Below are 24022 nucleotides of genomic sequence, written 5' to 3' on the forward strand. Positions count from 1 at the left end.
GCAGCCCCCGGGGCGGGATTCTGAGGTTCGGGGTGTGCGGGCGGGCAGGTCGCGGCATGGTCGGCCAGCAGACCTCCCAACCGGGTGGCCACGTGCCGTCCGTTGACCTCATCCGGGTAGTGCCGCTCAGCCATGACGCACCGCCCGCTGTCCGAGCTGCTGGACGATCCGCTGCACCGCCGGGTTGGCCGCCTGCACCTGCCGCATCTGCAGGTGCAGCCGCCGCCGGTCGGCGTATTCCCGCAGCGGCTCCATGGCGTCCCGGGCGGCGCGCATCAGTCTCGAACGGGATACCCCGCGCGGCATCCGCCCGCCGGTCCGCAGCCACGCGGCGGCCGCCGCATCCCACGGCAGAGCCGCCAGTACCGGCGCTTCCAGGCCCCGGGCGACGTCGTCGGGCCGGTAGCCCTCGCCAAGCACGAGCAGCCCCAGGGCCCGGGCACCGGTTCCCTGCGCGGCGAGGTCGTCCTGCAGCGCGCGCACCATCGGGTGGGCGAGCGCCTGGGATGCCTCGGTGGTGCGGACCACCAGCAGCACCAGGTCCGCCTCCCACAGCACGGGCGCGGGGGTCAGGACCGGGTGCAGGTGGCCGCCGTTGAGCACGATCCTCCCGCCGTCGACCAGGACGTCCCAGCCCAGTTGCTGGTCCGTCAGCTGCAGCACGTTGAGTAGGGTCGGCCAGGTCGACGCCAAGGAGGCGGCCTGCCGCGGATCGGTCAGTCCCGGCAGCGCCGTCCGGTAGTCGCTGTCGTCCAGCGGCCACAGGTGCTGCGCGACCTGCGGCGTGAAGTCCTGCTCGGCGCTGACGCGTTCCCAGTCGGCCTGCGGCAGGCGGTGCAAGCCTATGCTCCCGTCCAGGCGTTCGCGATGTTCCCCGCGGGGCACGTCGCGCAATAGGCCGTGGCGCAACGTGCCGCCGGCCATGTCGAGCTCGGCGAGCAGCACCGGTCTGCGGCTGGCCAGGGCCAGGGCCGCCGCGGAGGTGGTAGCGCCGTCCGACTTCGCGGACACCAAAGCGATCAGAGCCACGGTCAGCTCCCGCTCTGCCGGGGCTGCCGTACGAGCGCGATCTGCTTGGCCGCAGCCTTCGTCGCCAGCAGGGGACCGTCCGCGGGCGCCACCACCAGGTTGACGACCAGGGCACCGGTCGAGTCCGGGGTGCCGACCGACTTCACCGTCGCGTCGATCGTGTCCGGTACTTCGCTCCCCGTGACCCCAGATCCCGTAGATCCCGAGTCCGCTCCCTGGGCGGGAAGGACAACGGCGGCTACCTTGTCGCCCGGCCGCAGCTCGCCGCGCGGCACGAAGCCCCGCTTGAGCTCGACGCCGACCACCTGATCGGTGTCTCCCAGCCCGCCACGCGTACGCAGCTGCGAGCGCGTGAGCAGCTCGCCGGGGTGCAGGTCAGCTGCTGCGCGCTGGCCTACGACCGAGGCGCGCTGGGCGGCGGGGATGGGGGACAGGCCGGGATCGTCGGCGAACGACACGACCTTCACGTCCTGTGCGGTGACCTGCTGGCCGACCGGGACGTCCCGCGCGACGGCGAGGACATCGACCCGGTTTCCGGCCCGCGCCACGACGACCGCCCCACCGAGCGCACCGATCAGCGTCACCAGCACCAGCAGAACGGGCACCGACCATGTACGGCCTGATCGTTTCTTCGTGCCGGTGCTGACCGGCAGATCAGTCGGCCGCTGTGCTTCATGACGCGGCGCAAAGGAGGTCTGAGTGCTGTCCATCGGACTGCAGCCCTTCCATCGTGTGCGGCGTTTACGAATTGACGGCTTGCGACTCGATGATGGCCACCGCCACCGAGGAGGTGCGGATCTCGGTCAGTTGGCCGCTCGCACCGCCGCCCTGCCAGTTGATGACCCAGGTCGACGTCGCGGTGACCGTGTACGTGCCACCGGATGTGTCGGCCGACGGCCGGGTGTAGACGTGACCGCAGTCCGGCGAAGCCTTCAGGCCATACGACTTCCGGTAGACCGTGCCAGGACCTGTGCAGGTGACCGAGGAGCCGTCACCCATCGCCCACATGACCTTCGCCACCTTCGCCGTCGCGGTCACGGTGACCCCGCCGGCCGCAGCGCTTGCCGTGTTCGGCCCCCAGGTCGTCGGCGCCTTGTCCACGGCCATCCACACCGGCATGCCGACCAAGCCCGTACCGCCGGGCCTGGGATTGATGTTGATGTCGGGGCCCAGCAGCGTCATGGAGTCGACGGCCCGCTGCGCCAAGACAGCCGGGGCGACGGCCTCCTGCCCGGGCGGCTCAGCCAGCCACACCATCTCAGCTACCCACAGATCCTCTTCGCCGTCGGGGGCCACCGAGCAGGACTTCTCGTACACGGCTCCGTCACCAGGCTGGTGGCCTTCCCAGTCCAGGCTGCCGGCGGGTGGCTGCGGGTCAGCCAGGGTGTAGGTGCACACCTTGTCGAGAGTGCCGTCAGGATTCTCGTAAGAGCCGCCGGCATCGCCGCCGGGTGATCCGCTGCTGCCGCCTTCCTGGCCGCCGGCCTGCCCGGGCACCTCGACCTCGACCTGACAGTTGTACAGGCCGCACTCGATGCCACCGCCGCCCTTGGGGTCGTCCTCCGCAGAGCTGCTGACGGGTGCGGCGAACACCGTGGCTACGACGATTGCTGCGGTGACGGCGATGCGGCGGGTCAGCATGTCGTCCCCTGCGGCTCATCGCGGGTGACGCGCCACCCCTCTGGGTACTTCTCCACGGTGCTTTCGATCCGGTACTTCGTCAGCCGGTCGGCCGCGAGAGACACAGGCCTCTTTGTTTTGGCATCGACGGTCTGCCAGTTGGAGATGTCCAGGCAACTGGAGACGATCGCGTTGGGGATCTTGCCTGTGGCGTTGACCTCGGTCACCGTCTGGTCGGTGACGACGACGCTGCCGGTGTAGATGCGGCCGCGGTCATGGGCGCGCTTGGCGTCTGTCTCGGCGTTCTTCAAGGCAGCGGAAGCGGCGTACTCATCAAGGCGCCCGCTCTTGCCCGTTCGGTCGGCGTAGAGCTTTTCCATCTCCTGCCAGTAGGCCGCGTACGCTGCGATCGCTTCCCTCTTCGCGGTCTCCTTCGGATCGGCGCTGGCGGACGCTGTCGGCGACTGTGTGACGGATGACGACTCGCCGCTGGCCTCGTCCTTCCCGTCGGACGAGCTGCACGCGGCCAGGGCAAGTGCAGCGCACAGCGTGAGGGACGCGGCGGTCTGTCGGTATTGGATAGCGGAGTGGGTTGCGCGTCGTTTCACGATGCCTCCCCGTACGACGCGGTGCGGCAGACCGCTGCCCCAGATGCCGTTCTGCACCCCAGACGTGCGGGCTGATCCAGCTGCGGATACGCGTGTGCGTAGTCGCAACGCTACGCATCCGCTTCTCAACAGCCCAGCACGGCCAGCTCGTTCACCCGTACAAATCGGGATGTATCTACTCTTTTTCGGCAGCCAAAGTCGATTTATCTTCTAACCTGCTTTTGTGCCCCTTGCGTGAACAACCTCCTCAGGCAAACGCGTCTCCGAATGCGGCCGTTCGGCGAGCCGTTTGGTGTTCCAGCCGCGTCCACGGGCACGGCTCGCCGCCGACAAGCGGCACCCACACGTCGGAGGTGGGGCCGTGCTCTTCGAGGTCGTCCAGAGAGGCCGCCCCCAGCGGCACCTCATGGGCCAGGTCGGATACGAGCGGATGGTGGGCGACCGCGGCCTGGAGGTCGCTGATCCGGTTGGTGATCACCTGTCGTCCCGTGTCGGTCAGTACGAAAAGGATCCGGGGAAACACCGGATACCAGCGCAGCCAGCCGGCTGTGGCTCATACGCCCACAACCTCGCGTATTCGATCAGCTTGGCTGTCAGGCGTTCGCTGCTCATGGTGGCCCGGTCGACTTCCACGAATGCCCACAGTTGTTGCCGCTGATGGCCGTCGACGAGCGTGTAGTGCATGAGGGCGTCAGCGACGGTCTTCTCGTTGTCGTCGATCGGGTGCACCACCTCAGGGGGCCAGTTGAGGCGGTCGTGCTCGTCGCCGCAGCGGCGGGCATCGGCGACGAACCCCAGGTGGGTGCGCAGGACAGTGAGAGAGTGCGGGGCCCTCAGTGAGGCGGCCGTGGCCGAGGTGATCGGGTATGGCGGGCGGCCGCGCAGCGCCGGCCAGGCTCTGGTGAGCCGGGCACCCCTCGCAGTGAGGTACCAGACGCGGGTGTGGTTGGAGCGGGGGAGGACCAGGAAGTCGACCAGGTGGTCTCGCAGCAGCCGGTTCAGCGGCTTCGACACCACCTGGCGGGAGCAGCAGGGCCGCAGCAGTTCGAGGAGCTGGCGGGTGGTGGCCATGCGGTGTTGGGCGAGTGTGGCCAGGAGCCGATGCGGGAGCGGCTCCACGGGGCTGGGCGCGAAGCCGGGCGACGTACGGTCGGGTTGTGTGGTGGTCAGGTCCATCCGTTTCCCTTCGACAGGTGGACGGCTGTGGTTCTGGCGGGGGTGAGGTCGGTGAGGAGGGTGGTGACGCGATCGAGCTGGGCTGCGGCGCTGGCGGTGAGCTCATTGAGGGGGAGGGTCCCGGCGTGTGCGCGGGCGGCCCGCTCCAGTGCGGGGATGTCCTGCGGGCGGGCGTGGTCGGCGAAGACGTCGTTGAGGTGGGGTCCGCGGAGCTGGACGGGGCCGATGCGGTGTCCGTGGACGGTCATGGACACGTAGTGCTCGAAGCGCTCCATGGTGGCGATCCGGTGTGGGCTGGGTTCATCGCCCCACTCGGCGGTGACGGGCGCGATCGCGGACATCGAGCCGGCGGTGGTGGCCAGCGTGGACGCGTTCTGGACCAGGGACAGCCGGACCGGTGTGGGCAGGCGGGCCAGCAGCTGGGTCATGCCGTGGACGTGGCACCGGTACTTGCGGAAGTCCTCGAACATGGCGGCGATGGTTTCCGGTGCCGCGCCGGTCAGGGTGATCAGTTCGTCGAAGTACGGGCGGAACGGCACCCGCCGCTCCTGGGGTGTGTCGCGCCGGGAGCGTGCGGCGCGCAGCAGGTCGCGGGCGAGGAGGGCGGTCAGGAGCCGGTGGGTGGGTCCGTTGCCGCCGGGGCACACCCACACGATCTTCTGGGTGTCCATCGCTGTGCGGATGTTGTAGGCGCCGGCGGGCTGGCCGAGGAAGGCGCGGGTGACGGGGTTGGCGGCGAGGCGGGCGATCGGGTTGAGGACCACGGCGAACGCGTCGGGCGGCAGGGTGGGGAACACCGCCTGCCACCAGGAGCGGGTTTCCGCATCCAGCCGCTCTGCCACCACGGCGAGTGCGGTCCGGCGGAAGGCGGTATCGGTGAGCAGCGCCCGGACGTGGAAGAGCGTGGCCTGGTCCTCGGGCCGGCCGGCCCGGCAGGCCGCCTCGTTGACGGCGACCAGGACGGTCAGCGCGGCGGTCAGGATGGTGAGCGCGCGCGGCGCCGTCGCGTCGTCCCAGGCCAGCACCGAGGCGTAGGCGTCGGCGACGGCTTCGACAACCTCATGCGCCACCTGCTTTTGGTGCATGCCGAGCGGATTCCACGCACCCATCTGCGGGTGTGGGCCGAGGGCGTTGAGGTCGAACAGTGCGATCCGCTCCATCAGGGGCTCGTGGGCCAGGAACGGGGCGGCCCGGGGCCAGGAGTCGCGGTGCGGGTCGACGAAGACCAGTCCGCCGTCGGCGTGTGCCCAACCGATCGCCTGCGCGAGGGCGCGTTCGGTCTTGCCGCCGCCCGCCTTGCCCACGGCGACCTCGAACAGGGTCTCCTCGGCATAGGTGGCGACCAGCCGCGGTCTGCCGTCCGGGCCACGGTAGGTGCCCTGCAGCAGCAGCGCGGGATCGCCGAAGGCGAAGGTCGGCAGGTCCCTGGCGAACATGGGCAGACGGCAGTGCACGGTCGGGGGCTTGAGCAGACCGGTGATCTCTTCCAGCCTGACCCAGTTCGCGCGGGGCGGCTGGCAGTGCCCCCGATCCCAGCGGCGTATGAAACCGCGCCGGGTGGGCCAGCGGTCCGCGCCGATCCGCCACGGCCCGATCCGCCATCCGCGCATCGCCCACCGGGAGCGGCCGCCGAACACGTCGAGAGCAGCCTGGACTTGGGCGAGCCGCGCCTGAGCACGGCCTTCGACGTTGGACGCGCACATCACCAGGAGCTGGACGCGAACCAGGTGGTCGTTCTCGGCGAGCTTGCCCAGCGCCTCGGCAGGCTCCACCCGGCGGGGCACCGGAGGCATCACCAGCCGCCGGCTGGTCCCCGGGCCGGGCCTGTTCCACAGGAGCTGCTGTAGCTGCCCGCTCCAGGAGTCCTCGATGCCGCCCGCATCCTGGCGCAGCCAGCGCGCGGCCCGCTGAGCCTCCCGGCGCTCGGTGCGGCGCGCGGCACCCATCAGCTGCAGGCGACGCGCCCGCAGCGCCCACTTGGGGGCGCGCTGGATGTCGAGCCGGAGCTCGGCGAGGTCGCCGAGGTCGGCACGCAGGTCGGCCACGGCGTCGACGAGCGGCTGGAGCGGATCGGGGGAGAGCGGGACGTCGCGCAGCGGAGCGGTGGTCTTGCCGCGCAGGATGAACTCCGCGCGCACCACATGCTCACGCGGCTTGTCGGTGATGGGCCGGGCGCGGTGGACGGTGACGTCCGGCCCGAACGGAGTGATGGACAGCAGCCGTTCACCGCCGGCGGGGCCCTCGATGCGGTAGCGCAGCGGGTGAGAGCCGTCGGCACGCAGCCGGATCTGTACGGTCTTCGCCCGGCGGGGCGCCGACCAGGGCACGGACGTGGACGCCCAGGCGAGCTGCACGCCACGCCGGAAGATTTCCTCCAGACCTGGGTCGAAGTGCCGGCTGGAACGCAGTTCCAGCGCCATCCGCTGAGCCGAAGCGCGGGCGGCGAGATGACGCACCAGCATCTCGCCCCCGCCCCAACACACGGCGACGGCGAGAGCGGGCAGGTACCAGTGGCCGTAGAGCCAGCCGACGGCCTTGATCAGGCTGGTGACCAGGCCGACTACCTCACCAGTCAATGGTTCGGCGGCCCGGTCCGTCAGGTCTGGGGTAGCGGAGTCCACGTGGTTGCTCCCTTCTGCATGGTGCGGGTGAAGTACCAGTCGGTGATACGCAGGTCGGTGAAGGTGCCGCCGCGGTCCGTGCCGGCCCACACCAGGTGCACGACCGCCCTGTCGCGGCCGCCGTGGGAGCGGGCGATGGCGGCCTGGATGCGAAAGCGGGCAGTGGCGAACGCCGGGGCCACCGCCCCACCCGAGCGGCCGGAGAAGACGTGGGGCCACCGCGAGCGGCCGACGCCGGTGGCATCCGCACGCAGCAGTTCGCGGCCGGGCGCGAGTAATTCCCGTTCGTCTTGGACGGGAAGGTCGGCGGGCCAGGCCTTCTCCAGTGACCGCTGGACGGCCCGGTCGCCGACCACGCTCTCACCGTGCAGCGGCAGCGCGGAGCCCCGCACCTGCGGCGCCGATCCGGTGAGAGTGGTGGCGGGAGCACGCCCGACGGTCGCCTTGTCGTCGGTGGGCGCTGGACTCGCCGACGGCGGGTCCGAGGTGGCGACCGACGACGGCTCGGGGTGTGGAGGCTGTGGGCCGTGCGGCAGGCCCAACAAGGCGACGCCCAGGGCGGCGAGCGCGAGTGAGCTCACCAGCAGTAGACGCGGTGAGCGGGGCAGGGTGGTCACAGCAACCGCGCTCCCCCCGCGAAGCCCGGCATCGCACTGACCGTGTCCACCCGTACGACGGTCCCCGGGCGGGCGGCGTTGATCATCTGTCCGCTGCCCAGGTAAATCCCGACGTGGTAGATCGTCTGATCGCGGCCGGGAGCCGTGGCGTAGAAGACAAGGTCCCCGGGCCTGAGCGCACCGGCGCCGTGGCTGGCGGGGATCCGCTGGCCGACTCCTGCCTGGGCAGCCGCGGTGCGCGGTAGGCGGACACCGGCTTTCGCGTACGCGTACACGGTCAGGCCCGAGCAGTCGAAGCCTTCGATGTGCGCGCCGCTCTTCCCGCTCGGCGAGCAGCAGATGCCGGCCGACTTGCCCTTGGCGTTGCCGCCGCCCCACGCATACGGGACACCCCGCTGGGCGAGCGCCGCCTCGATGACGGTGCGGACCTTCCCGGACACGTACTTCAGGTCCGGGTCCTTAGCGGAGGCCGTGTACTGGTCGATCCACCCCAGCACATTGGCGAGGTACGCACTCGAGTGGTTGTACTGCCAGATCGCGGCCTTCAGCTGCGCCGGCTTCGTCAGGTCCCGGCCCTGGCCGCACAGGTAGACCGCGGCGCCGAGCGCGGCATCGTCGGCATTGTGCGGGTCGGCCACCTCGTCGCCGTTGGCGTCCTTTCCGACGGCTTCCCAGGTGGAGGGCAGGAACTGGAACACACCAACGGCACGCTCACCTCCAGAAGTGCCGTCCCACACGCCGCCGTCGGTGTCCGGAACGATGGTGGTGTTGCCGCCCGCTCCGGAGCCGTTGAGGAGCACTCCGTAGATCTTCGGGCGGATGTCGCCGCCTGCAGCGATGTCCCGCCCCACCGCGTGGTTCGACTCGACCTTGGCGATCCCAGCCAGGACCGGCCAGCGCATGCCCTGGCACTTCGGCACGTAGGTTCCGACCTGCCGGACGGCCTTCTTGTAGGCGGTCAGCATCCGGGCGGGAATGTCTGCGGCGCTGCCGCCCGCCGTGATGTCCCCGTCGCCCCGGGAGCCCGTCTTCAGAGCCGTGTAGGCGCTGATCGCGTTCCCGACCGGTACAGCACAACACACGGCCGCGAACCCCAGCAGCAGCACCACACATCCGTATCGCGCGATACGGTGCCGGGCCCGCCTCACTCGTTCTCACCACCGTCGTCATCGCCGTCGTCGCGCTGGCGCTGTTCCCGTTGCCGGCGCAGCCGCTCGGCGTCGGCCGAGGTCCGCCGCAGCAGCTCCTGGAACTGGGCCTGCGCCTGGGCACGGGTGCTGCTGCTCGCGCCTTTGCCGCCGGGGAAGACCGGCCGGGAGCTGGCCGGTGGTGGGATGGCCGAAGGAGGGGGCGAGGCGGCCTGCGGGGAGGCTGGCATGGTGCGGCCCGGGGAACTGGATGATCCGGTCTGCCGTGGGCCCGGTGCCGCACGGGTCGGCAGGCGGCGGCTGACGAAGGGGCCGGGTCCGCCGCTATCGTCGGTGTGTTCCCGCAGGACACGGGCCACGTGACGGCCCGTGTCGGCCCAGGCCCGGCTGTCCTCGCGGACGGTGTTCGCCCACACCCGTACCTGCTGGCGGGCGTCCTGGGAGTACCGCGAGCCTGCCGAGCGGGCCCGCTGCACGCCTGCCGGCAGACCGACCGTGGTGCCGTAGGCGGTGCGTCCGCCCCGGTTGAGGATGCGGTAGCCGCGGAAGCGGACCAGCCGGTTGTGGGCGCGGGTGGACAGCAGGGTGCGATCGCTGTGCTGGTCGTGGAGTACTTGGCCGGTGTTGCGGTTGACGACCTCGCCGTCCTCGTTGCGGTACCGGTCGGGCGGACCTCCAGGACGGCGCGGCCCTCCGCCTGGACCGGCACCGCCAGCCACCGGGCCGCCCGCATCCAAATCCCCGTCGGCGGTGGGCTTGCGCCACTTGACCAGCTGCTCCCTATCCGGCCGGCGGCCGATCAGGAGCCCGTACGCGGCCTTCCCGCCGAGCCGTACTCCCAGCCCGCCTACTGCCGCGGCCGCGGTGAGCGGGGCCAGACCGCGCCCGGCCTCGGCAGTGGCCTCGGCGAGCATGCTGCCGGTGTCCACGGGGAGGCCCGCCCCGTCGGTCAGCGCGCCGAGAGCCCCCATCAGCCGATGCCGGGTGCCGAGCATCCCGTACCCGCCCCCACCGGCACCGACGCCGATGAGGGGGCGCAGTCCGCGGTAGCCGGCCGTCGCGGCGGGGGAGTGCATGGCGAGGGCGGCGCCGAGTTCGGAGGTGTCGCCGGGCAGGTGGGTGCCGCCGACCTTGGCGTAGCGCATCCGCAGTGCCATGCGCCGGCCGAAGGAGGTGATGCCGGTGAGCATGCGTCGGTGGCCGGCCGTGCCCGCGATGGCTAGCACGTCGATCAGCAGGATCCGTTCGACCATCAGGTCGGGTCCGTCGGTGATGGTGGCGTCCACGGCGATACCGAAGGCCGGGATGAACGCGCACACCCCGACGAGCGCGAGGACTGAGACCCCCCACAGCGACAGCCATTTCCACACCGACTGCCGGGCGGGCCCGGGCAGCATGCCTGCGACGAAGACGACGCCACCCGCGGCCGCGGCCGCGGCGCAGATGCCCTGGGTCCCCAGCAAGACGATCGCCGAGGACAGGAGCATGCCGCAGATGAACAGGGCGGCGACCAGCAGGAGCACGGCGCCGCCGACTCGCCACCAGGTGGGCTTCTCGGCATAGGCGGCAGCCGCCTTGCCGACCGGCCCGGCCCGGCTGAGATCGGCGAGGAAGTAAGCGAACTCCCGATCCTCCTCGGACACGATCGGGCTGACGGAATCCAGCAGCTCACCGCCGGGCGTCAGTTCAGGCAGCCCGCGATCGGCGTCGTCCTCTCGTTGGCACCACTTCTTGGCCTGTTTTCCGATGACCCAGCGGCAGGGATCGTCGTCGGCGTGCTCACGGCAGTAGTCGCCGACTGGGCTGGCCTGCCTGGCGCAGTAGTCTTTCCCGCCGCCCTTCTCGGTGCTCGTCTTGTAGCCGCCGCTGATCCACTTCAAGTGAACGGCGTAGGCCTTGGCATCGCTGGTCTTGGCCGGGTCAAGGATCCGTCCGTACTGCAGCAGCATGTACGGCTTGACGATCACCGCGTTGCTGACGGCGTCCTGCAGGGGGCGGGCCACGTCTGTCGAGGAGACGGGGGCCTCGTTCTCCCGCTGCTGGCATTTGACCTCCTGCATGCCGGCCATGCCGTCGCAGGGGCCCAGGCTGGCGAGCTTGCCGCCCCAGTGATAGGAATCGACGCTTTCCTTGGCGACCTCGGCGGCCACCTGCTGGGACCGCCCCAGCGGGCCGTCCTGGGCGAGCAGGTAGTCGGGGCGCACGAACGCGGACGCGGCGAACGCCGCGATCAGCAGCGTCAGGAAGATCTCCCCCAGCCCGCGGCCCACCCGCCCCCGCACGATCATGAAACCGGCGAAAACAAATGCCCAGGCCAGCAGCAGTCCTTTCAGCCCGAGTGCGTCGACGACCACCGTGCTGTAGGCGTCGGAGACCTTCTGCGCCGGGCGGATCAGGATCTTCAGCAGCGGAAATCTGAAGGCCATCTCGATCGCCCATCCCGCCAGCCCGACCAGCAGGCGGATGAGGGTGAACAGCCCGGACAGCGCGAAGGCCAGGGCCTGGGTCTTGAGGCTGACGATGGAGCCGCCCTCGGCGTTCAGCTCGTAGCCGTTGATCGGCACACCTTCGGAGGAGGTGATGTTCAACGGAGCGAGGAAGTCTCCCGTCTCGCTGTTGCTGCTTGCCGCGTACACGACCTGGCTGTTGACCAGAAGGAACATGCCGGAGAGCAGGACAACGGTGCCAGCCGAGCGGAGCGTGCCGCGGTCTGGGCGCCACATTCAGCGCCGCCCGGGTCCGCCAGCACCCCGGCGCCGCCACACGCCGACGGCGGCCAGTCCCGCCACGGGCGCAAGCACCCTCCACACCTTGGTGCCCTCGGGGGAGGCCTCGCCAGCAGAGGCGGACGACGTCGTGGCGGAGTGGTGGCCGCGCTGGCAGTACTCCTTGGCCGGGCCCACGATCAGATCGCACGGATCCCGGCGCGCCGATTCGGCGTGAGGCTGGTCGGCGGCGAAGGCCTGTCCGGTCTGCGGCCACCACGCCTTGGGCGCGTCCGCCCCCACGACCAGGGCGAGCAGGACGGCCGGGAGGGCGATCACCATCAGGGTGCCCGCCGCGCGGGCGATGCGCTGGGTGCGGAACGAGCTGAAAGACGACATGGTCATGAATCGTGTTCCTTCGGTCAGGCCGTGTCGGTCCCAGTGGAGGCGTGCGTGATGCTCGCGTTCGTACGACGGCCCGGTGTGGTGGCGATGGAGGTGGTGATCCGGCCGATGCGGGGGATGACGGCCTTGATCCGGCCCGTGTTCTGCCGCGGGCAGGCCAGCAGGAACTCCCCTTCGCGGCCGCGCTGCCCGACGGGGGACAGGCCGGTGGTCACCAGCCGCAGCAGCTCCGGATCGTCCGGATCGAGCCCGACGAACTCCAGGCCCCGGCGGGCGCGCTCACGGTCGGCGGTGCGGGCGAGCCCCCGGTACGCCATCAGCCCGCGGTCCGGGCCGAGTTCCTCAGCGTCGTGGGAGGCGGCGAGCAGGCCGGCGCCGTGCTTGCGGCCGTCGTGGAGGATCTCGTGAATCAGCGCGGTGCCCTCAGCCGACGAGGTGAGCCAGTACAGCTCGTCCGCGACCACCGCGGTGAACCGCTCCGGGTCCTCGAACGCGGTCTGCCTGGCCAGCGCCGCGATCAGGTAGAGCACGGCGCGCCCGATCAGGGCCTCCAGCGGCTGCTGGTGCAAGACCTCCGGGTTGGCGAACGCCGCCTTGGGCGGCAGCTTCAGACCCGCGGTCGTGATCACGATCATGTCGGAGGTGCTGGAGGCGTTGAGCCGCACCGGGGGCAGGCTGGGGTCGAACACCATCGCTGCCAGGGAGTTGGTGGCGACGACGCGAACGAGACCGGCGAGTGTGGACGCCGCGTCCTGCCGCTTGCCCACCTCGCTGGTGGCCATCTCCTCCAGGACCTCCAGCACGCGGCGCATGGAGGGAGCGGCGCCGGCGGCGGCCCTCTCGACGGCGTGGTGCAGGACCTCGCCGTTGGTGCTCATCGGGCCGATGCCGAGCTGCAGGGTCAGGTAAGACAAGGCGTAGTGGCGGCCCTCGGGCCCGTCGAACATGCGCAGCGGGTCGATGGACACCTCAGCCTGGGCGGCGTCGATGATCTGAACACGGCCCTGCGCGGCGGTACGGGCGAAGGTTGCCCACTCGCGCACGGGGGTGCGGTCGATGCAGATCGCGCAGCCGCCGCGCGCGCACACCGCCTCCGTGATCAGCTTCTGCAGGACGCTCTTCCCGGCCCCCAGGTCACCCACGATGCCCAGGGAGGCACTGGCGTCGTGCTTCGGCGCGTCCGCCACGTTGATCATGACGGGGCGGGTGGTGCCGCAGTCCAGGTCGAGGCCGAGGAACATGCCGTTGGGGTCGCCGACCTCGCCTATGGTGAAGGCACCGCCCAGCGCCCAGTCTTCCGAGACCTGGTGCTGCGTGAACTCCCGCACCGCGCCCGGCCGTGTGGTGCCCGGCAGCCCGAGCAGGAACATTGCCTCCTGCAGGCCGGCCGGGCGGACGGCCCGGTAGTCGGCGCCGCCGAGCAGCGAGGCCAACGCCCGGGCGCGGGCATCACAGATCGCCGCGGTCGGCCCCCACACGCTCAGCACGGTCACGGACTGCACCTCGACCTCGACCGAGGTGCGCGACAGGCGGGCGTCCAGCTCACCCAGGTCGCGGGCGGCGTCCGGGAGCGAGGCGGGCATGCCGGTCGGACGGGCGTCGTACTGGTCGGCCTGGTCGACGAGTTCGCTGCGCTTGCGCCGCACCTGCTCGCGGGCCTTCTCCGCGGGGACGAGCGTCAGGTCGACGGTGTAGTCGACGGGGAAATCGAGCGTCTCCAGCTGAGCGAACAGATCGGCGGCATCCACACTGACCGCGGGCGGGCACTCAGCCAGCGCCAACTGCGCCTGGTAGCCGGTGCCGGCGTCGGACTCTATCTGCAGCCACCGCCGGCGCAGTGGCGAGGCCGTCTTCACCCGCCACCACGCCTTGCGTCCCGACCGGGTGAGCCGGTCGGCGCCCTTGAGCTCTTTGACGTCGTCGAGATCCGGGTCGATGCCGCCCTCCTGGAGGCGGGCCTGCCCGAGATCGGCGTAGCTGGGGGAGTGCAGCACCCCTTCGCGGACCTGCCCGCCGTACAACTCGCTGCTCTCGGCCTCGGCCAGCAGCGGCTCGTCCATACCGCGGTGCAGAGCGTGCTGGACCATCCACACGATCTCCGCCGGGCGAGCGGGGCGGAACGCGGCGCCGCCGGCGAGAGCGGCCTCCACCCGCGCGGCCTGCTCCTGGTACGCGGTCACCTCCCGCCTCGCAACCGGCGTCGGCCGCAAGCCCAGCGCAGGGGCGATCTCGGCCCACATCGCGCCGACCTGAGCAGTCATCTGCAGGCAGGCCTCGGTCTGGAGAGGGACTGCCAGCCAGAGGGTGCGGCGGTGCATCTCCTGCCCGTCCAGCAGATCCAGGGTGGCCTCGATGTTCTCCACCCACGGGTGCGTTCGGCCCGGCGGAGTTCCGGGGGGCTCGATGCCCTCGATCATGCGCAGAGCGACTTCCCCGGGATCGACCTGGGCGCAAAGGCCGAACAGCCGCGGTGCCCCGGTCAGGGACCGCACCAGATGCGTGATCTTGGCGAGCTGTTCTTCGCGTACGGCGGCCGACACAAAGGTGCCCTGCACGGTCTCCTCGTGGCGGCCCTGCGCGTCCGGGCCCGGGTGCAGGCGGTAGACGGCCCACACGCTGCCGTGCGTCGACCACACCAGGTGCCCGGCGATGTGACGGATCGGCACCCTCATCGCGCACCCCCCTGTTCGGCGAGAGCGAGCAACTGCTGCACACCCGACACCGGCCGGACAGGCTGAGCGTCGGCAGCCGCCGGGCGAGGGCCCGACCGCGCCCGTGGTGCCTGCCGGCGCTGCGTACGCTCGGCAACTCGCGGCCGCGGAGCCGAAGGGATCGGCGCGGCCGGGCCGTTGCCCTCGACGACGAAGCCACCGGCCAAGGGGCGAGCAGTGTGGTCGCGGGCCGCGCGGCCGCCGATCCGGCCCCCGCGCGGCTGCCAGAACAGCAGCAGCCAGCCCAGGGCGGCCGGGAGCGGTGCGCGCCCTTGGATCCTCGGACGGCGCACTGCCCATATGCCCAGCAGCCAGGCGGCGATCGGTACGGGCCCCAGCCACGACCACAGCGGAACCGTCTTGACCAGAACGAAGCCGCCGCCGACGGCGAGCAGAATCTGGGCGGGCGTGAACGGGCCGAGCGGGATACGCCAGTCGGCTACCTTGCCCAGCACCCAGGGGTGGCGGCGGGCCGAGGTGTAGAAGCGGCCTATCCGCACGGAGGCGGTGGTGGCGGCGTTCACAGCCAACCTCCGACGCCTGCGGAGTGCTCACGGGCAGCCAGCAGCTCGCCCCGCACCATGCCGGGGACGGCGGGCGCCGAATTCGACGGGTTTTCGACCTCGTCCTCGAACATGTCGGCAAGATCGTTGCGTGAGTTGTACAGGCCGAGCGCGATCACCATCAGGATCAGCGCGCCGATCCCGGCCTTAAGAGAGAACTTTTGGATCATGATGACGACGACGAGCACGAGCAGACCGGCCTCCAGGCCCTTGGTTGCCCAGTTCTCGAACATCGTGATCCACGAGTCGCCAAGGTCGTCAAGCTCCCCGGCGAGCAGCACACTGGTCATGACAGGGCGCCTCCCGCCTGCGCGGTGCCGGACTCCAGAGAGGCGACTTCCCAGCGGCCCGAGCGAGCCTTGAGCGTCAGCTCGTACGCCAGCGGCCACCGCCCGGCACCGTCATCGCGGGCCTCTACCTCGGCCATCACCCGCACCCGGGTCCCGTCCGCCGGCACGGACTCGGCGGCCGCCTCCTGGTCGGCGGCCAGCATCTGCTGGACGGCGACCGTTTGGTACGGGGCGGGGGAGACAGGCGACAGGCTCACCCCGGGAGAGAGGTAGCGGTCGACTTCACCGGCCCCCGCCAGATATGCGGCCAGGAACTCCCCAGCCGCGGACGACAGACCACTGTCTGTCGGGACGGTCACCGTGTACGGCGACCGAGCCCCCTCGGCGCGGACCGGGCCGGCCACCACCCCGGGGGCCCCGGACACGGTGAACGAGGCGCCGCCCGAGTCGGCGACGACCGGCACCGCGAAGTAACGCACCGAGCCGTCGGCGTACTGCGCAGCCAGCGTCACCGACCACGCCGTGCTGGTCTGCTGCGCACTGCGCACCGCCACGACTGACTCCGGCTCAGGCTGCGCATCCGAAGCCTCGGGAAGATCAACGCCCGGGCCCATCGACTGCGTAAGCCCGGACTGCGCAGTGCTTTCGGCGCCTGCGTGGCTGCGCAGCCACGCAACGAGGAACACCGTGGCGTACCCGGCCGGGTTGGCCGGCACGGTCGTCTTCACTGTGGTCGGCTTCGTCGCGGGGGCAGCACGGACCACCGTCGCGGGGGTCGTCACAGCGACGGCCAGCGCGATGGGGCCAGCCGCCACCGCGGCCCACATACCCAGCTGGCCTAGGCGGACCCGGCGCCGCATCTGCTGCAGCCGAGCCCCCGCAGCGGTGGGAGGAGCAGCGTGCTTCTCCGCTGCTTGCTTGCCAGGAGACATACCAAACTCCCAGGTCAGAGCGAGCTGTTGCTTCTGACCCGAGACAACCCGTAGACCCCGACCCGACCACCGACCACGAAGGCCCGACCACGATCACGAAGGGGACACAAACCCGTGGTCGGGCCCATGGTCGCCCCGACCACAGACCCGACCATGACATTTCGCACCCCACGGAGGCCCGCTCCGACACGGCGGATACACGCCGATCGGGGCGGCCGGCGCCGTGTGCGCACGTCGTATGAAGCCTGCGGGCGCGCACCCTCCGGACTTCAGCACTTGGGAATGCGCAGCGGCAGGCGGATACGCAGCCGGATCCCGCGGGGCTGCGCACCCCCACGCGCACGTCGGTTGCGCACGATTCCTGACCCGGTGCGCAACGTGTGCGCAATGGCCCGCCCGCGACTGCGCAGTCGGCAGCGCGCACCGATTGCACAACCGGGATCGGACCACCATTCAACGCGGGCCGCGGAGCACAGCGGGCAACCAGACCGCCCGACGCGGGCGGCCTCATTCCGTCCCGGAGTCCCCAAGGAGGGCGTCGCGGATCGAGGAAGCCACAACACGGAACGTTCCGGAGAACGCTCCGCCGATCGCAGCCAGGCCGGCCTTCTTCGCGAAGTCCTGCCGCTCCGGGGCCTTGTCCCTGGCCTCCCGCGAGGGCTGTGCCGGACGCCCACCGGCCGCTGCGCCGGACGGATCCGGCCTGAGGATGCCCTGCTGGTTACTCACTGCTCCTCCAAGAGCTGTATCGGAAGGGTGCGCCGTACCGGACCGGGACGGTGAACAGGACGATGGAGAACCCCGGGGTTAGCCACGCAACTCGACGTGGGTGCACGTTCAGACTTCCGTCTGTCCCAGGGATCTCCCTCGGCGCTTCGACGGCAGGCACGGAAAAACCCCTGCCGATGTGGCAGGGGCTCGCGTGAGGCCAAGAGATCAGACCCGAGCCAGCCATTCAATGGCGGGCGCGCAACACCTCGTGACATGAGATGCGACGGTGCACCGCGTCGGCCCAGACACACCTGAGTTGAACAACCGCATCCTGCGGCCCCGAGCGACTACGCCGCGCGTGCGGCGCCGGACCGAGGCTGGTCGGGCCCTACCACGGCAGTCCAGCGCGCATGTTGCTGGATCGTGATGGATGGTCGGGGGTTGTGGCCGCCGCCTTGGTCGGCGTCGACGGGTGAGCTGCCTGTATGCATCTCACGCACATCCCCGTGACCGCAGGCACCGGCCGCCTCGCTTCCGTGAGCGGTTTGGGATGCCCCGGCTGTCGATCGGGTCGGCCTACCCTGAACTGCTGCTGCAGGAGAAGGCCTTGTACGACCAGGGCGGGGTCGTGACCGCGATGGTGGAAGCCGGCTGGAGCTCAGAGCAACTGAGCCACGTCATCACCAGTCGCCCACTGCCGAGCAGGATCCGCGCCTCTGTCGATGCGATCGTCGCCGCCCTACAGCGCTCCGCTCAGCTCTACCTGCCTCCTGTTGCCTGCGTCAACGACGTCGGCCAGGGCGAGGCTCGTGGGCGGCACACCCCTCCACGACATCCGCCGCGGCCCGCACGGTCGACCAGGCGATCACCTGCCGGGCGCTCATCGAATGCGCGGGCTTCGGCAGGCCCGGCACCACCCCCGCTGAAGACCTCTGCCCGGCCTGCCGTGACTGACCGCTGTGCCGCACCTGACCGGGCTGACTCCCCGCCGTGCGCACCCCGACGGCGACGGCGCTGTGCCACCTGCACCTCCGCCCTGGCCGCAATGACCGACCCTCTGGACGGGAGCACTTCATGACGGACACGCGCCGCACACGCTGGACGGCACCCCAGCAGCCTCTCCGTCCCTTCGCTCGTGAACCGCGGCGATGGGAGGAAGAACGTTCCCGCGCGCTGCTGGCTGGCCACGTTTGCCACGACACCGCGTGCACCGGCACGTGTGAACCCGTGCTCGTGCACGAGCGCACAGGGTGGGGCTGGCTGACCTGGACCGTGCCCGCGGACGGCACGCTGCCCGCCCTCCCCCGACAGATCGGAGTGCTCACCCCAGGCGCGACGCTGATACAACGGCTGGCTCTGCGCTGGCTGACCAGGCGGCCCGCCCATCGCATCGCCCTCACCAGCACGGGCTCCGCCTCCATGCGGCTTTCTGTGGTCCTCGTGGGCGTCACCAGCCTCTTCGCCGCCCTGTCCACCCTCCGCCGCGGCATCCCCATGGACCTCGTGCTCCTTGCGATGTTGCTCGCCCCGCTGCTTGCCGGGCACCTGCCCGGTCGGCTTGACGGCTGGGCTCGCGAACACGTCCGCAGCGTCGAAGGAGACGCCGCCCGCCAGTACCTGCAGCGCCTTGCCGCCATGTACACCTACATCGTCCAGGCTTCCGCTGGCAGCGACCGTTACGAACTGCGCCGCTCGGCGGAGATCGGCCACAACCTGCTGTGGGACGCCGCCGATTTGCTCCAGAGCCAGGACATCCGCTCGGCCTCGGCTCGCCTCATTGACAGGGAGCGGCTGATGGTCCAGCTTGCCGACCAAGTCGCCCAGACCCTCAAGCGCATCCGGGCCGAGTCGGCTGAGGGCGAGGCCGACCAGCTCCGCGGTGTTGAGGGTCGGTCCGTTGGGTCCGCTCCCGCCCGCCTTCGAACCAGCGAGGCGGCCCACCCATCCGCCCCCATTCGGCACTTCATCTCGGAAGGGGATATCGACCCATGGCCCAGGCTCAGCCCTCCGACCCTGTCTGTACTAGGGACGTCTATCTGCTCTTCGCGCACGAGCCCTGCTACCTAGACAATGGCGCCCAGGAGATCAACACCACCGTGATAGCCGCCGACTTCCTGCTCCATCCCCAGGTGCAGCAGCCCGACGGCGCTCGGATCCACGACCGCCTCACCCAGGGACGTCAGCCGGACGAGATCGTCCCGCTCTCCACTCTCACCCACGAACTGGACGGCGGCGCCGAGTGGCCGAGAGTCGGCGACTGGGAGAAAGTCACCACCGACATCGTGCAACTCGTCCGTGCAGGAGAGTGCGACGCCGTGAGCCTCGGCCTGCCGGAAATCGCGCGCGCCTTGCTCTGCACCGGACCCCACGGCCACGTCCGCACCCTGGATGCTGAGTCCGGCAAATTGATCGACCACGGGCCCGCGCAGCGCGACGAAGTCCTGTCCCAGATCGGCGGCGTCCTCGCGGGCCTGGTGGCTGAACGGGACCTGTGGCCCGGAGACAACCTGCTGCCTGCGCCAGCCCCGGACGAAGTCCGCTGATGTTCGGCTACGAACCGCGCCGTCTGGGCCAGCCTTCGGTGACTGCTCCACCAACGAGCAACCACTCACTCAAAAAAGCGGCGTCCCAGACACCTGGGGTGCGCCTCGTTTGGTGGCCGTGCTGATGTACCCGAACAGATTGGCCACCTCCTGCTCACTCAGCAGCTCATCCTGTTCAGCCCTTAAAACCGCAGCTGGCAGCGTGCGCTGCTTCGGCGCGCGCCGTGCGACAGATCGGCACGGCGGTGCCGACACCCGGGCCGACCACGGCAGGTTCGACAATGGTGGGCCCAGTCCGCAGCTCAGGCGCCTGACCCAGGCAGGGGCGAAGTGATCACAAGTCGGTCCACGGGCGGGGCTCGCCCCCAGTTAAAGGCACCCACACCGACCCGGATGGACCGTGCTCCTCGATGTCCTCCAGAACAACGGCTCCCAGCTGAACCTCGCGGGCGAGGGCCGCAACGAGCGGGTGCTGAGCGACCATCGCCTGCAGATCGCTGATCCTGTCGCCCAGCCGGGACCGGGAAGCTCCGGTGAGTACGAAGAGGACACGAGGGAAAACCGGATACCAGCGCAGCCACGCCGGGCCGGTGGAGGGGGACCTGCGTCGACCGACGGGCTGGGCTTCGTACTGGAAGAGCCGCGCGTACTCGATCAGCTTCACGGCCAGGCGCCCGCTGCTCATGGTGCTGCGATCGACTTCCACGAACGCGCGCAACTTCCTCCGGCGCCCGCCGTCGACGACGGTGTAGTGCATGACGGCGTCGGCTACGAGCCGCTCACCGTCACCGATGGGGTGAGCCACTTCAGGGGTCCAGTCCCATGGGCCGTGCTCGTGCCCGAGGCGGCGGGCGTCTGCGGCGAACGGAAGGTGGGAGCGTACGACGGTCAGCGTGTGCGGCGTCTTCAGGGACGCTGCGGTTGTCGAGGTGATGGGATACGGCGGACGCCCCCGAAGAACAGCAAGATCCCGAGTCAGACGCGACCCTTCTGGGGTGAGGTACCAGGCGTTTGTACGCGATCGGTCCGAGTCCGGGAGCGGGGTGAGGTCGACGAAGCCCGTGGTACGCAGCTTGTTCAGCACGCGGGAGACCAGTTGGCGGGAGCTGTCCGGTCGCAGCATCTGGCGCAACTGGCCGGTCGTGGCCATGCGGTGCAAGGCGAGCGCGGTCAGGACCTGTAGGCGCAGCGGTTCAGCGGGGCTGGGGGCCAATTCGGCGGCCGGAACACCTGATGTGGAATGAGTCATGGGGAGGAGGCAACCCCTAGTCCCCGACCCAACCCCCGACCACACGACCCCGACCAAGGTCACGGCTCAAGAACGTTGCTGTAGTTGGGCCCGTGGTCGGCGGAGCGTTGCAGGGGCTCACCGATTCTCGGCAGCACGATCAACGAATTTGGTCCCCGAATTAAGGAGCGCGACGATCCCGTCCTGCATCTCCCTGTACGCGTTCTCGATGGACTTCCACCGGTTCAGTTGCCCACGGGGAATCTCATATGCTCCGCTCGGGTCCTCACGGAAGTACGGCCCTAGGGAATCGTCTTCATCTAGGTGGACCTGCACCGTTTCGTTGGGCTGCTGATTCACGACGATGTCCTCTCCTATGGGCAGTGTGGCGGGCACGGCGCTCTGTCTGTTGCCCGGTCGGCGCCGAGGCTGATTCGGTATCCATCGGCTTAGAACCGGACGATGGCCGGTCCGCAGCAGCATCTGCTGCTGCGGGGCGTGGTGGCGAGCCACGCCATTCCGGCCATCGTGCGACTCCCGGCCCGCAAGGGACCAACTCCCCAAAACCGGGGGCCGCGTTCATGGGGCGGTGGGCGGGGGTCCGCTCACCGCCGGGTACTACTTCTTGGACCGCTGGGCGGCCTGCTGGAGGATGCGCCGGCGCGTCCACCGCCGGCGCCCGTTCTGGCGCCCGGCATTCTCGGCAACCCCGTCTGTATCTTTCAGTAGCGGAAGGTTGCCCTGGGACAGGCTGCTGGAGAAGGAGCCGATGCTCTTGTAACCCAGCAGAGCGGCCGCCTGGCTCGCCCCCAGCAGTTCGTCGGGATCGCCGTCGGCGGAAACGTCGGGCAGGGGCGGTGCCTCCTTGACCCCGGCTCGTCTACCGCGGCCGGGCCGGGTGGCCATCCACTCCTGCAGGGTCTGCACCTTCCACAGCTGTCGGCGGTAAGGGGTCTCGGCCGTGCCCTTCTCTTCGACGTCGTCCGGTTCGGGGAAGTAGCCGGGGTGGTCGCGGAGGAAGGTGTTGACCTGGTTGGTGTTCTTGTAGCCGAGATACCTCGAGGCATCCGAGGCGTTCAGCAGCGTCTCCGGGGCGAGGGAGGGCGGTGTGTGTTGAGTGAGCCGCGCTGGCGCCCGGTGAGCGAACCACTCGGTTACCTCCGCGTGGTCCCACAGGCGGGCGCGGCCGCGCTTGTCGACAGGCTCGGGGAACGCTTTACCGACCATGTTCTGCGTGTGCTCGGTGTAGAACTGGCTGATCCGTGCGGACGTCAGACCATGTTCAGCCGCGATCTCGGCAGCGTCGGCCAGGCGAGGCTCACGGCGCGAGGTCATGGCAGAACCGTCCGTTCTGTCAGCGGTGCGCCGGCCAGCCCGGCTCACAATCCAAAATAATGGCAGAAGTTTCGGAGAGTGGTCCAGCCCGTGGCCCAGGGTCTTTCGCCGGCGGTCTGCGACGGAGCACGATGGTTGTTACTTGAGCGGGATAACTGTCACCGCGCGGCTTGGCGGACTCCCGTGCAGGCGAGGACTGCGCGGGCGTCATCGGCGAGGAAGAGCATGAAGGCCCACGTCCGGTCTGGTGAGAAGACGCAGCCGATCTTGACCTGAGCGGCTTCGAGCCGGGTGAGGATATCGACGGTGGATGGCAAGGCGAGAGTCTCAGTACCTCGCTTCCTCGCACGTCGGAGACGAGCCGTGTAGATGCCGGCAAGCTCATGACTGGGAACGCTGCCGTCCCATACGACGAAGTCGCCTCCGTCGAGAAGCGCCGCTCTGGCGGGTTCGCAGGCCGCGGTCTGGCCGCCCAGCATCCCAACGAGTTCTGCCCGATCCACCTGCCGTCCTCTCGCGTGCTGCCCCAGTGTCCGCTCAGTCGTCAAAGTGGAGTTCGGGCCGGGTCCAGAGAGTGAGGTCGCTGCTGGTGGCGACCGCCAGGGTCCGGCCGGAGGGAGAGAACCCGGCTGCGCGGAGTTCCGAGTACTCGGAGTGGAAGATGTGCCACCAAGTCCTTCCTGCCGGGCTTTTGTGGGACCCGCCGTCGGCGGAGAGGATGACACGGTCGTGGGGCCACTCAGGGCTGACGACGTTCAGGGTCCAGCCGTCCGGGGTGGTGCTGTGAAGGCCGCCGCCGAAGAGCCCGGCGATACGCACCGGGACGCCTGCGACGGGGCCGAGCCCGGGGCAGGCGAGGTCGGGGTGGGCGTCGGGGCTACTCGTTTGGTCAGGGTCCCTGTCGCGGGCGATCTTCTCGCCGGTGACTGCGTCGAAGAGTCCATGGCCATCGCTGGACACGACCATGACGAGGTCGTGTCCGCTTTCTGGATGGACGGCGAATCCGATGCCAAGCAGACCACCAATAGGGGTCCTGCGGTCCAGCACCGGCTGCCACGGCTCGGGAACCGGCATGACGGTGGCGGCGATGTAGCGCTCGCGCAGCTTCTGCTGGTAGTCCGTGATCAACTTGCCTCCTCGGCGCGATTCACGTCGAGGGTCTCTCGCGCAGCGGCCCATGTCGACTCGAATTCTTGACGGTGATCTCGGCTACTCCGTCCGCTTCTCGCCAGCCCGTGCAGGGCGTCCTCCGCGAGGACGCCGTACTGCCGCTCAAGGTGCCAAGAAGGATGCGCTTTCAGTGACAACCATCCTGCTCACGCCCTCTCGGAGGGCCAGGATGGAACAGCTGCCAGATGACAACTGGCGTGCTCAGTCACACGGTCGCGCTGACAGCCCTTGGTCTACTCCTCGGGGATTAAGCAGACCCCGCGGCGCGCGGCGGCCTCAGCCATTTCCGTGAACGCCATGGCGGCCGGAGTCATCTCCCACTCGGCCAGGGCCAGCAGGAGGATCACCTCGTCGCGATCCTGTGAGGCATCACAGGGTATGCCGGCCGTCTCCGCGGCGATCATCAGGTCCGCGGTGGCTAGTCCGCCGATGCGCTCGGCCACCTCCCGGTGCAGAGTCTGAAGGCCCTGCTGGTACAGCTCGTTCGCCTCTCCCAGGAGCAGCACCAGGTCCTCCCCTTGGCTGGCCGGTGCCGCCGCAGCGAGGTCGAGGATACGCTGGGTCGTCGTCATCATCCTTGAGTATCCCTCCCCGATGGGGTGCTCGCCGG

Annotated in this window: 22 protein-coding genes and 1 pseudogene; 2 read left to right on the top strand and 21 right to left on the bottom strand. The window is 69.9% G+C overall.

What is annotated here, in order from left to right:
* Window positions 1–126: 126 nt before the first annotated feature.
* The 15 genes and pseudogenes from ACFWGJ_RS03655 to ACFWGJ_RS03725 all read right to left on the bottom strand — a co-directional run bounded on the left by ACFWGJ_RS03655 (window position 127) and on the right by ACFWGJ_RS03725 (window position 17154).
* A complete protein-coding gene (locus ACFWGJ_RS03655) occupies window positions 127–1029 on the bottom strand; it encodes a hypothetical protein (protein ID WP_387320696.1) in 903 nt (300 codons plus the stop codon).
* Window positions 1030–1031: 2 nt separating this feature from the next.
* Complete coding sequence (locus ACFWGJ_RS03660; RefSeq protein ID WP_387320697.1) at window positions 1032–1634, bottom strand: SAF domain-containing protein; 603 nt, start codon at window positions 1632–1634, stop codon at window positions 1032–1034.
* A gap of 136 nt (window positions 1635–1770) precedes the next feature.
* On the bottom strand, window positions 1771–2670 hold the full coding sequence (locus tag ACFWGJ_RS03665; RefSeq protein ID WP_387320698.1) for an ATP/GTP-binding protein: 900 nt from the start codon (window positions 2668–2670) through the stop codon (window positions 1771–1773).
* Complete coding sequence (locus ACFWGJ_RS03670) at window positions 2664–3257, bottom strand: hypothetical protein (protein ID WP_387320699.1); 594 nt, start codon at window positions 3255–3257, stop codon at window positions 2664–2666. The genes ACFWGJ_RS03665 and ACFWGJ_RS03670 overlap by 7 nt, the downstream gene beginning before the upstream one ends.
* 247 nt (window positions 3258–3504) lie before the next feature.
* A pseudogene (locus ACFWGJ_RS03675) lies at window positions 3505–4433 on the bottom strand (replication-relaxation family protein).
* A complete protein-coding gene (locus tag ACFWGJ_RS03680) occupies window positions 4424–7054 on the bottom strand; it encodes an ATP/GTP-binding protein (protein WP_387320700.1) in 2631 nt (876 codons plus the stop codon). The pseudogene ACFWGJ_RS03675 and the gene ACFWGJ_RS03680 overlap by 10 nt, the downstream one beginning before the upstream one ends.
* A complete protein-coding gene (locus ACFWGJ_RS03685; protein WP_387320702.1) occupies window positions 7030–7671 on the bottom strand; it encodes a hypothetical protein in 642 nt (213 codons plus the stop codon). Before ACFWGJ_RS03685 ends, ACFWGJ_RS03680 begins: the two co-directional genes overlap by 25 nt.
* On the bottom strand, window positions 7668–8777 hold the full coding sequence (locus ACFWGJ_RS03690) for an NlpC/P60 family protein (RefSeq protein WP_387320704.1): 1110 nt from the start codon (window positions 8775–8777) through the stop codon (window positions 7668–7670). Before ACFWGJ_RS03690 ends, ACFWGJ_RS03685 begins: the two co-directional genes overlap by 4 nt.
* Window positions 8778–8815: 38 nt before the next feature.
* A complete protein-coding gene (locus ACFWGJ_RS03695) occupies window positions 8816–11542 on the bottom strand; it encodes a hypothetical protein (protein ID WP_387320705.1) in 2727 nt (908 codons plus the stop codon).
* The gene (locus tag ACFWGJ_RS03700; protein ID WP_387320706.1) at window positions 11543–11929 is read right to left on the bottom strand and encodes a hypothetical protein; all 387 of its coding nucleotides are present in this window, start codon (window positions 11927–11929) and stop codon (window positions 11543–11545) included.
* 17 nt (window positions 11930–11946) lie between these two features.
* Window positions 11947–14601, bottom strand: a complete 2655-nt coding sequence (locus tag ACFWGJ_RS03705; protein WP_387320707.1) for an ATP-binding protein — start codon at window positions 14599–14601, stop codon at window positions 11947–11949.
* Window positions 14598–15164 (bottom strand): hypothetical protein, encoded by a 567-nt coding sequence (locus ACFWGJ_RS03710; protein ID WP_387320709.1) that lies wholly within the window; start codon window positions 15162–15164, stop codon window positions 14598–14600. The genes ACFWGJ_RS03705 and ACFWGJ_RS03710 overlap by 4 nt, the downstream gene beginning before the upstream one ends.
* Complete coding sequence (locus ACFWGJ_RS03715; RefSeq protein ID WP_387320711.1) at window positions 15161–15493, bottom strand: hypothetical protein; 333 nt, start codon at window positions 15491–15493, stop codon at window positions 15161–15163. The genes ACFWGJ_RS03710 and ACFWGJ_RS03715 overlap by 4 nt, the downstream gene beginning before the upstream one ends.
* Complete coding sequence (locus ACFWGJ_RS03720; RefSeq protein ID WP_387320713.1) at window positions 15490–16047, bottom strand: conjugal transfer protein; 558 nt, start codon at window positions 16045–16047, stop codon at window positions 15490–15492. Before ACFWGJ_RS03720 ends, ACFWGJ_RS03715 begins: the two co-directional genes overlap by 4 nt.
* 885 nt (window positions 16048–16932) lie before the next feature.
* Window positions 16933–17154, bottom strand: coding sequence for a hypothetical protein (locus ACFWGJ_RS03725; protein WP_387320715.1), 222 nt, complete (start codon window positions 17152–17154; stop codon window positions 16933–16935).
* A 1056-nt stretch (window positions 17155–18210) separates the two neighbouring features.
* Between ACFWGJ_RS03725 and ACFWGJ_RS03730 the strand changes: the two genes are divergently transcribed.
* A complete protein-coding gene (locus tag ACFWGJ_RS03730; protein WP_387320716.1) occupies window positions 18211–19203 on the top strand; it encodes a hypothetical protein in 993 nt (330 codons plus the stop codon).
* Window positions 19204–19232: 29 nt separating this feature from the next.
* Window positions 19233–19679, top strand: coding sequence for a hypothetical protein (locus ACFWGJ_RS03735; RefSeq protein ID WP_387320717.1), 447 nt, complete (start codon window positions 19233–19235; stop codon window positions 19677–19679).
* A 334-nt stretch (window positions 19680–20013) separates the two neighbouring features.
* On the opposite strand, the gene ACFWGJ_RS03740 is transcribed toward ACFWGJ_RS03735, so the two are convergent.
* From ACFWGJ_RS03740 to ACFWGJ_RS03765, 6 genes are all read right to left on the bottom strand, one after another.
* On the bottom strand, window positions 20014–20928 hold the full coding sequence (locus tag ACFWGJ_RS03740; RefSeq protein ID WP_387320718.1) for a replication-relaxation family protein: 915 nt from the start codon (window positions 20926–20928) through the stop codon (window positions 20014–20016).
* A 117-nt stretch (window positions 20929–21045) separates the two neighbouring features.
* Entirely contained in the window at window positions 21046–21303 is a 258-nt protein-coding gene (locus ACFWGJ_RS03745; protein WP_387320719.1) for a hypothetical protein, read from the bottom strand.
* Between the two features lie 222 nt (window positions 21304–21525).
* Entirely contained in the window at window positions 21526–22242 is a 717-nt protein-coding gene (locus ACFWGJ_RS03750) for a hypothetical protein (RefSeq protein ID WP_387320721.1), read from the bottom strand.
* 158 nt (window positions 22243–22400) lie between these two features.
* The gene (locus tag ACFWGJ_RS03755; protein ID WP_381833199.1) at window positions 22401–22559 is read right to left on the bottom strand and encodes a hypothetical protein; all 159 of its coding nucleotides are present in this window, start codon (window positions 22557–22559) and stop codon (window positions 22401–22403) included.
* Between the two features lie 220 nt (window positions 22560–22779).
* Window positions 22780–23370 carry a hypothetical protein gene (locus ACFWGJ_RS03760; protein WP_387320723.1) on the bottom strand — a complete coding sequence of 197 codons (591 nt, stop codon included), beginning with the start codon at window positions 23368–23370 and terminating at the stop codon, window positions 22780–22782.
* Between the two features lie 275 nt (window positions 23371–23645).
* The gene (locus ACFWGJ_RS03765; protein WP_381833048.1) at window positions 23646–23987 is read right to left on the bottom strand and encodes a hypothetical protein; all 342 of its coding nucleotides are present in this window, start codon (window positions 23985–23987) and stop codon (window positions 23646–23648) included.
* Window positions 23988–24022 lie beyond the last annotated feature (35 nt).

This window comes from Streptomyces sp. NPDC060205 (assembly GCF_042728395.1).
Lineage (GTDB): Bacteria > Actinomycetota > Actinomycetes > Streptomycetales > Streptomycetaceae > Streptomyces.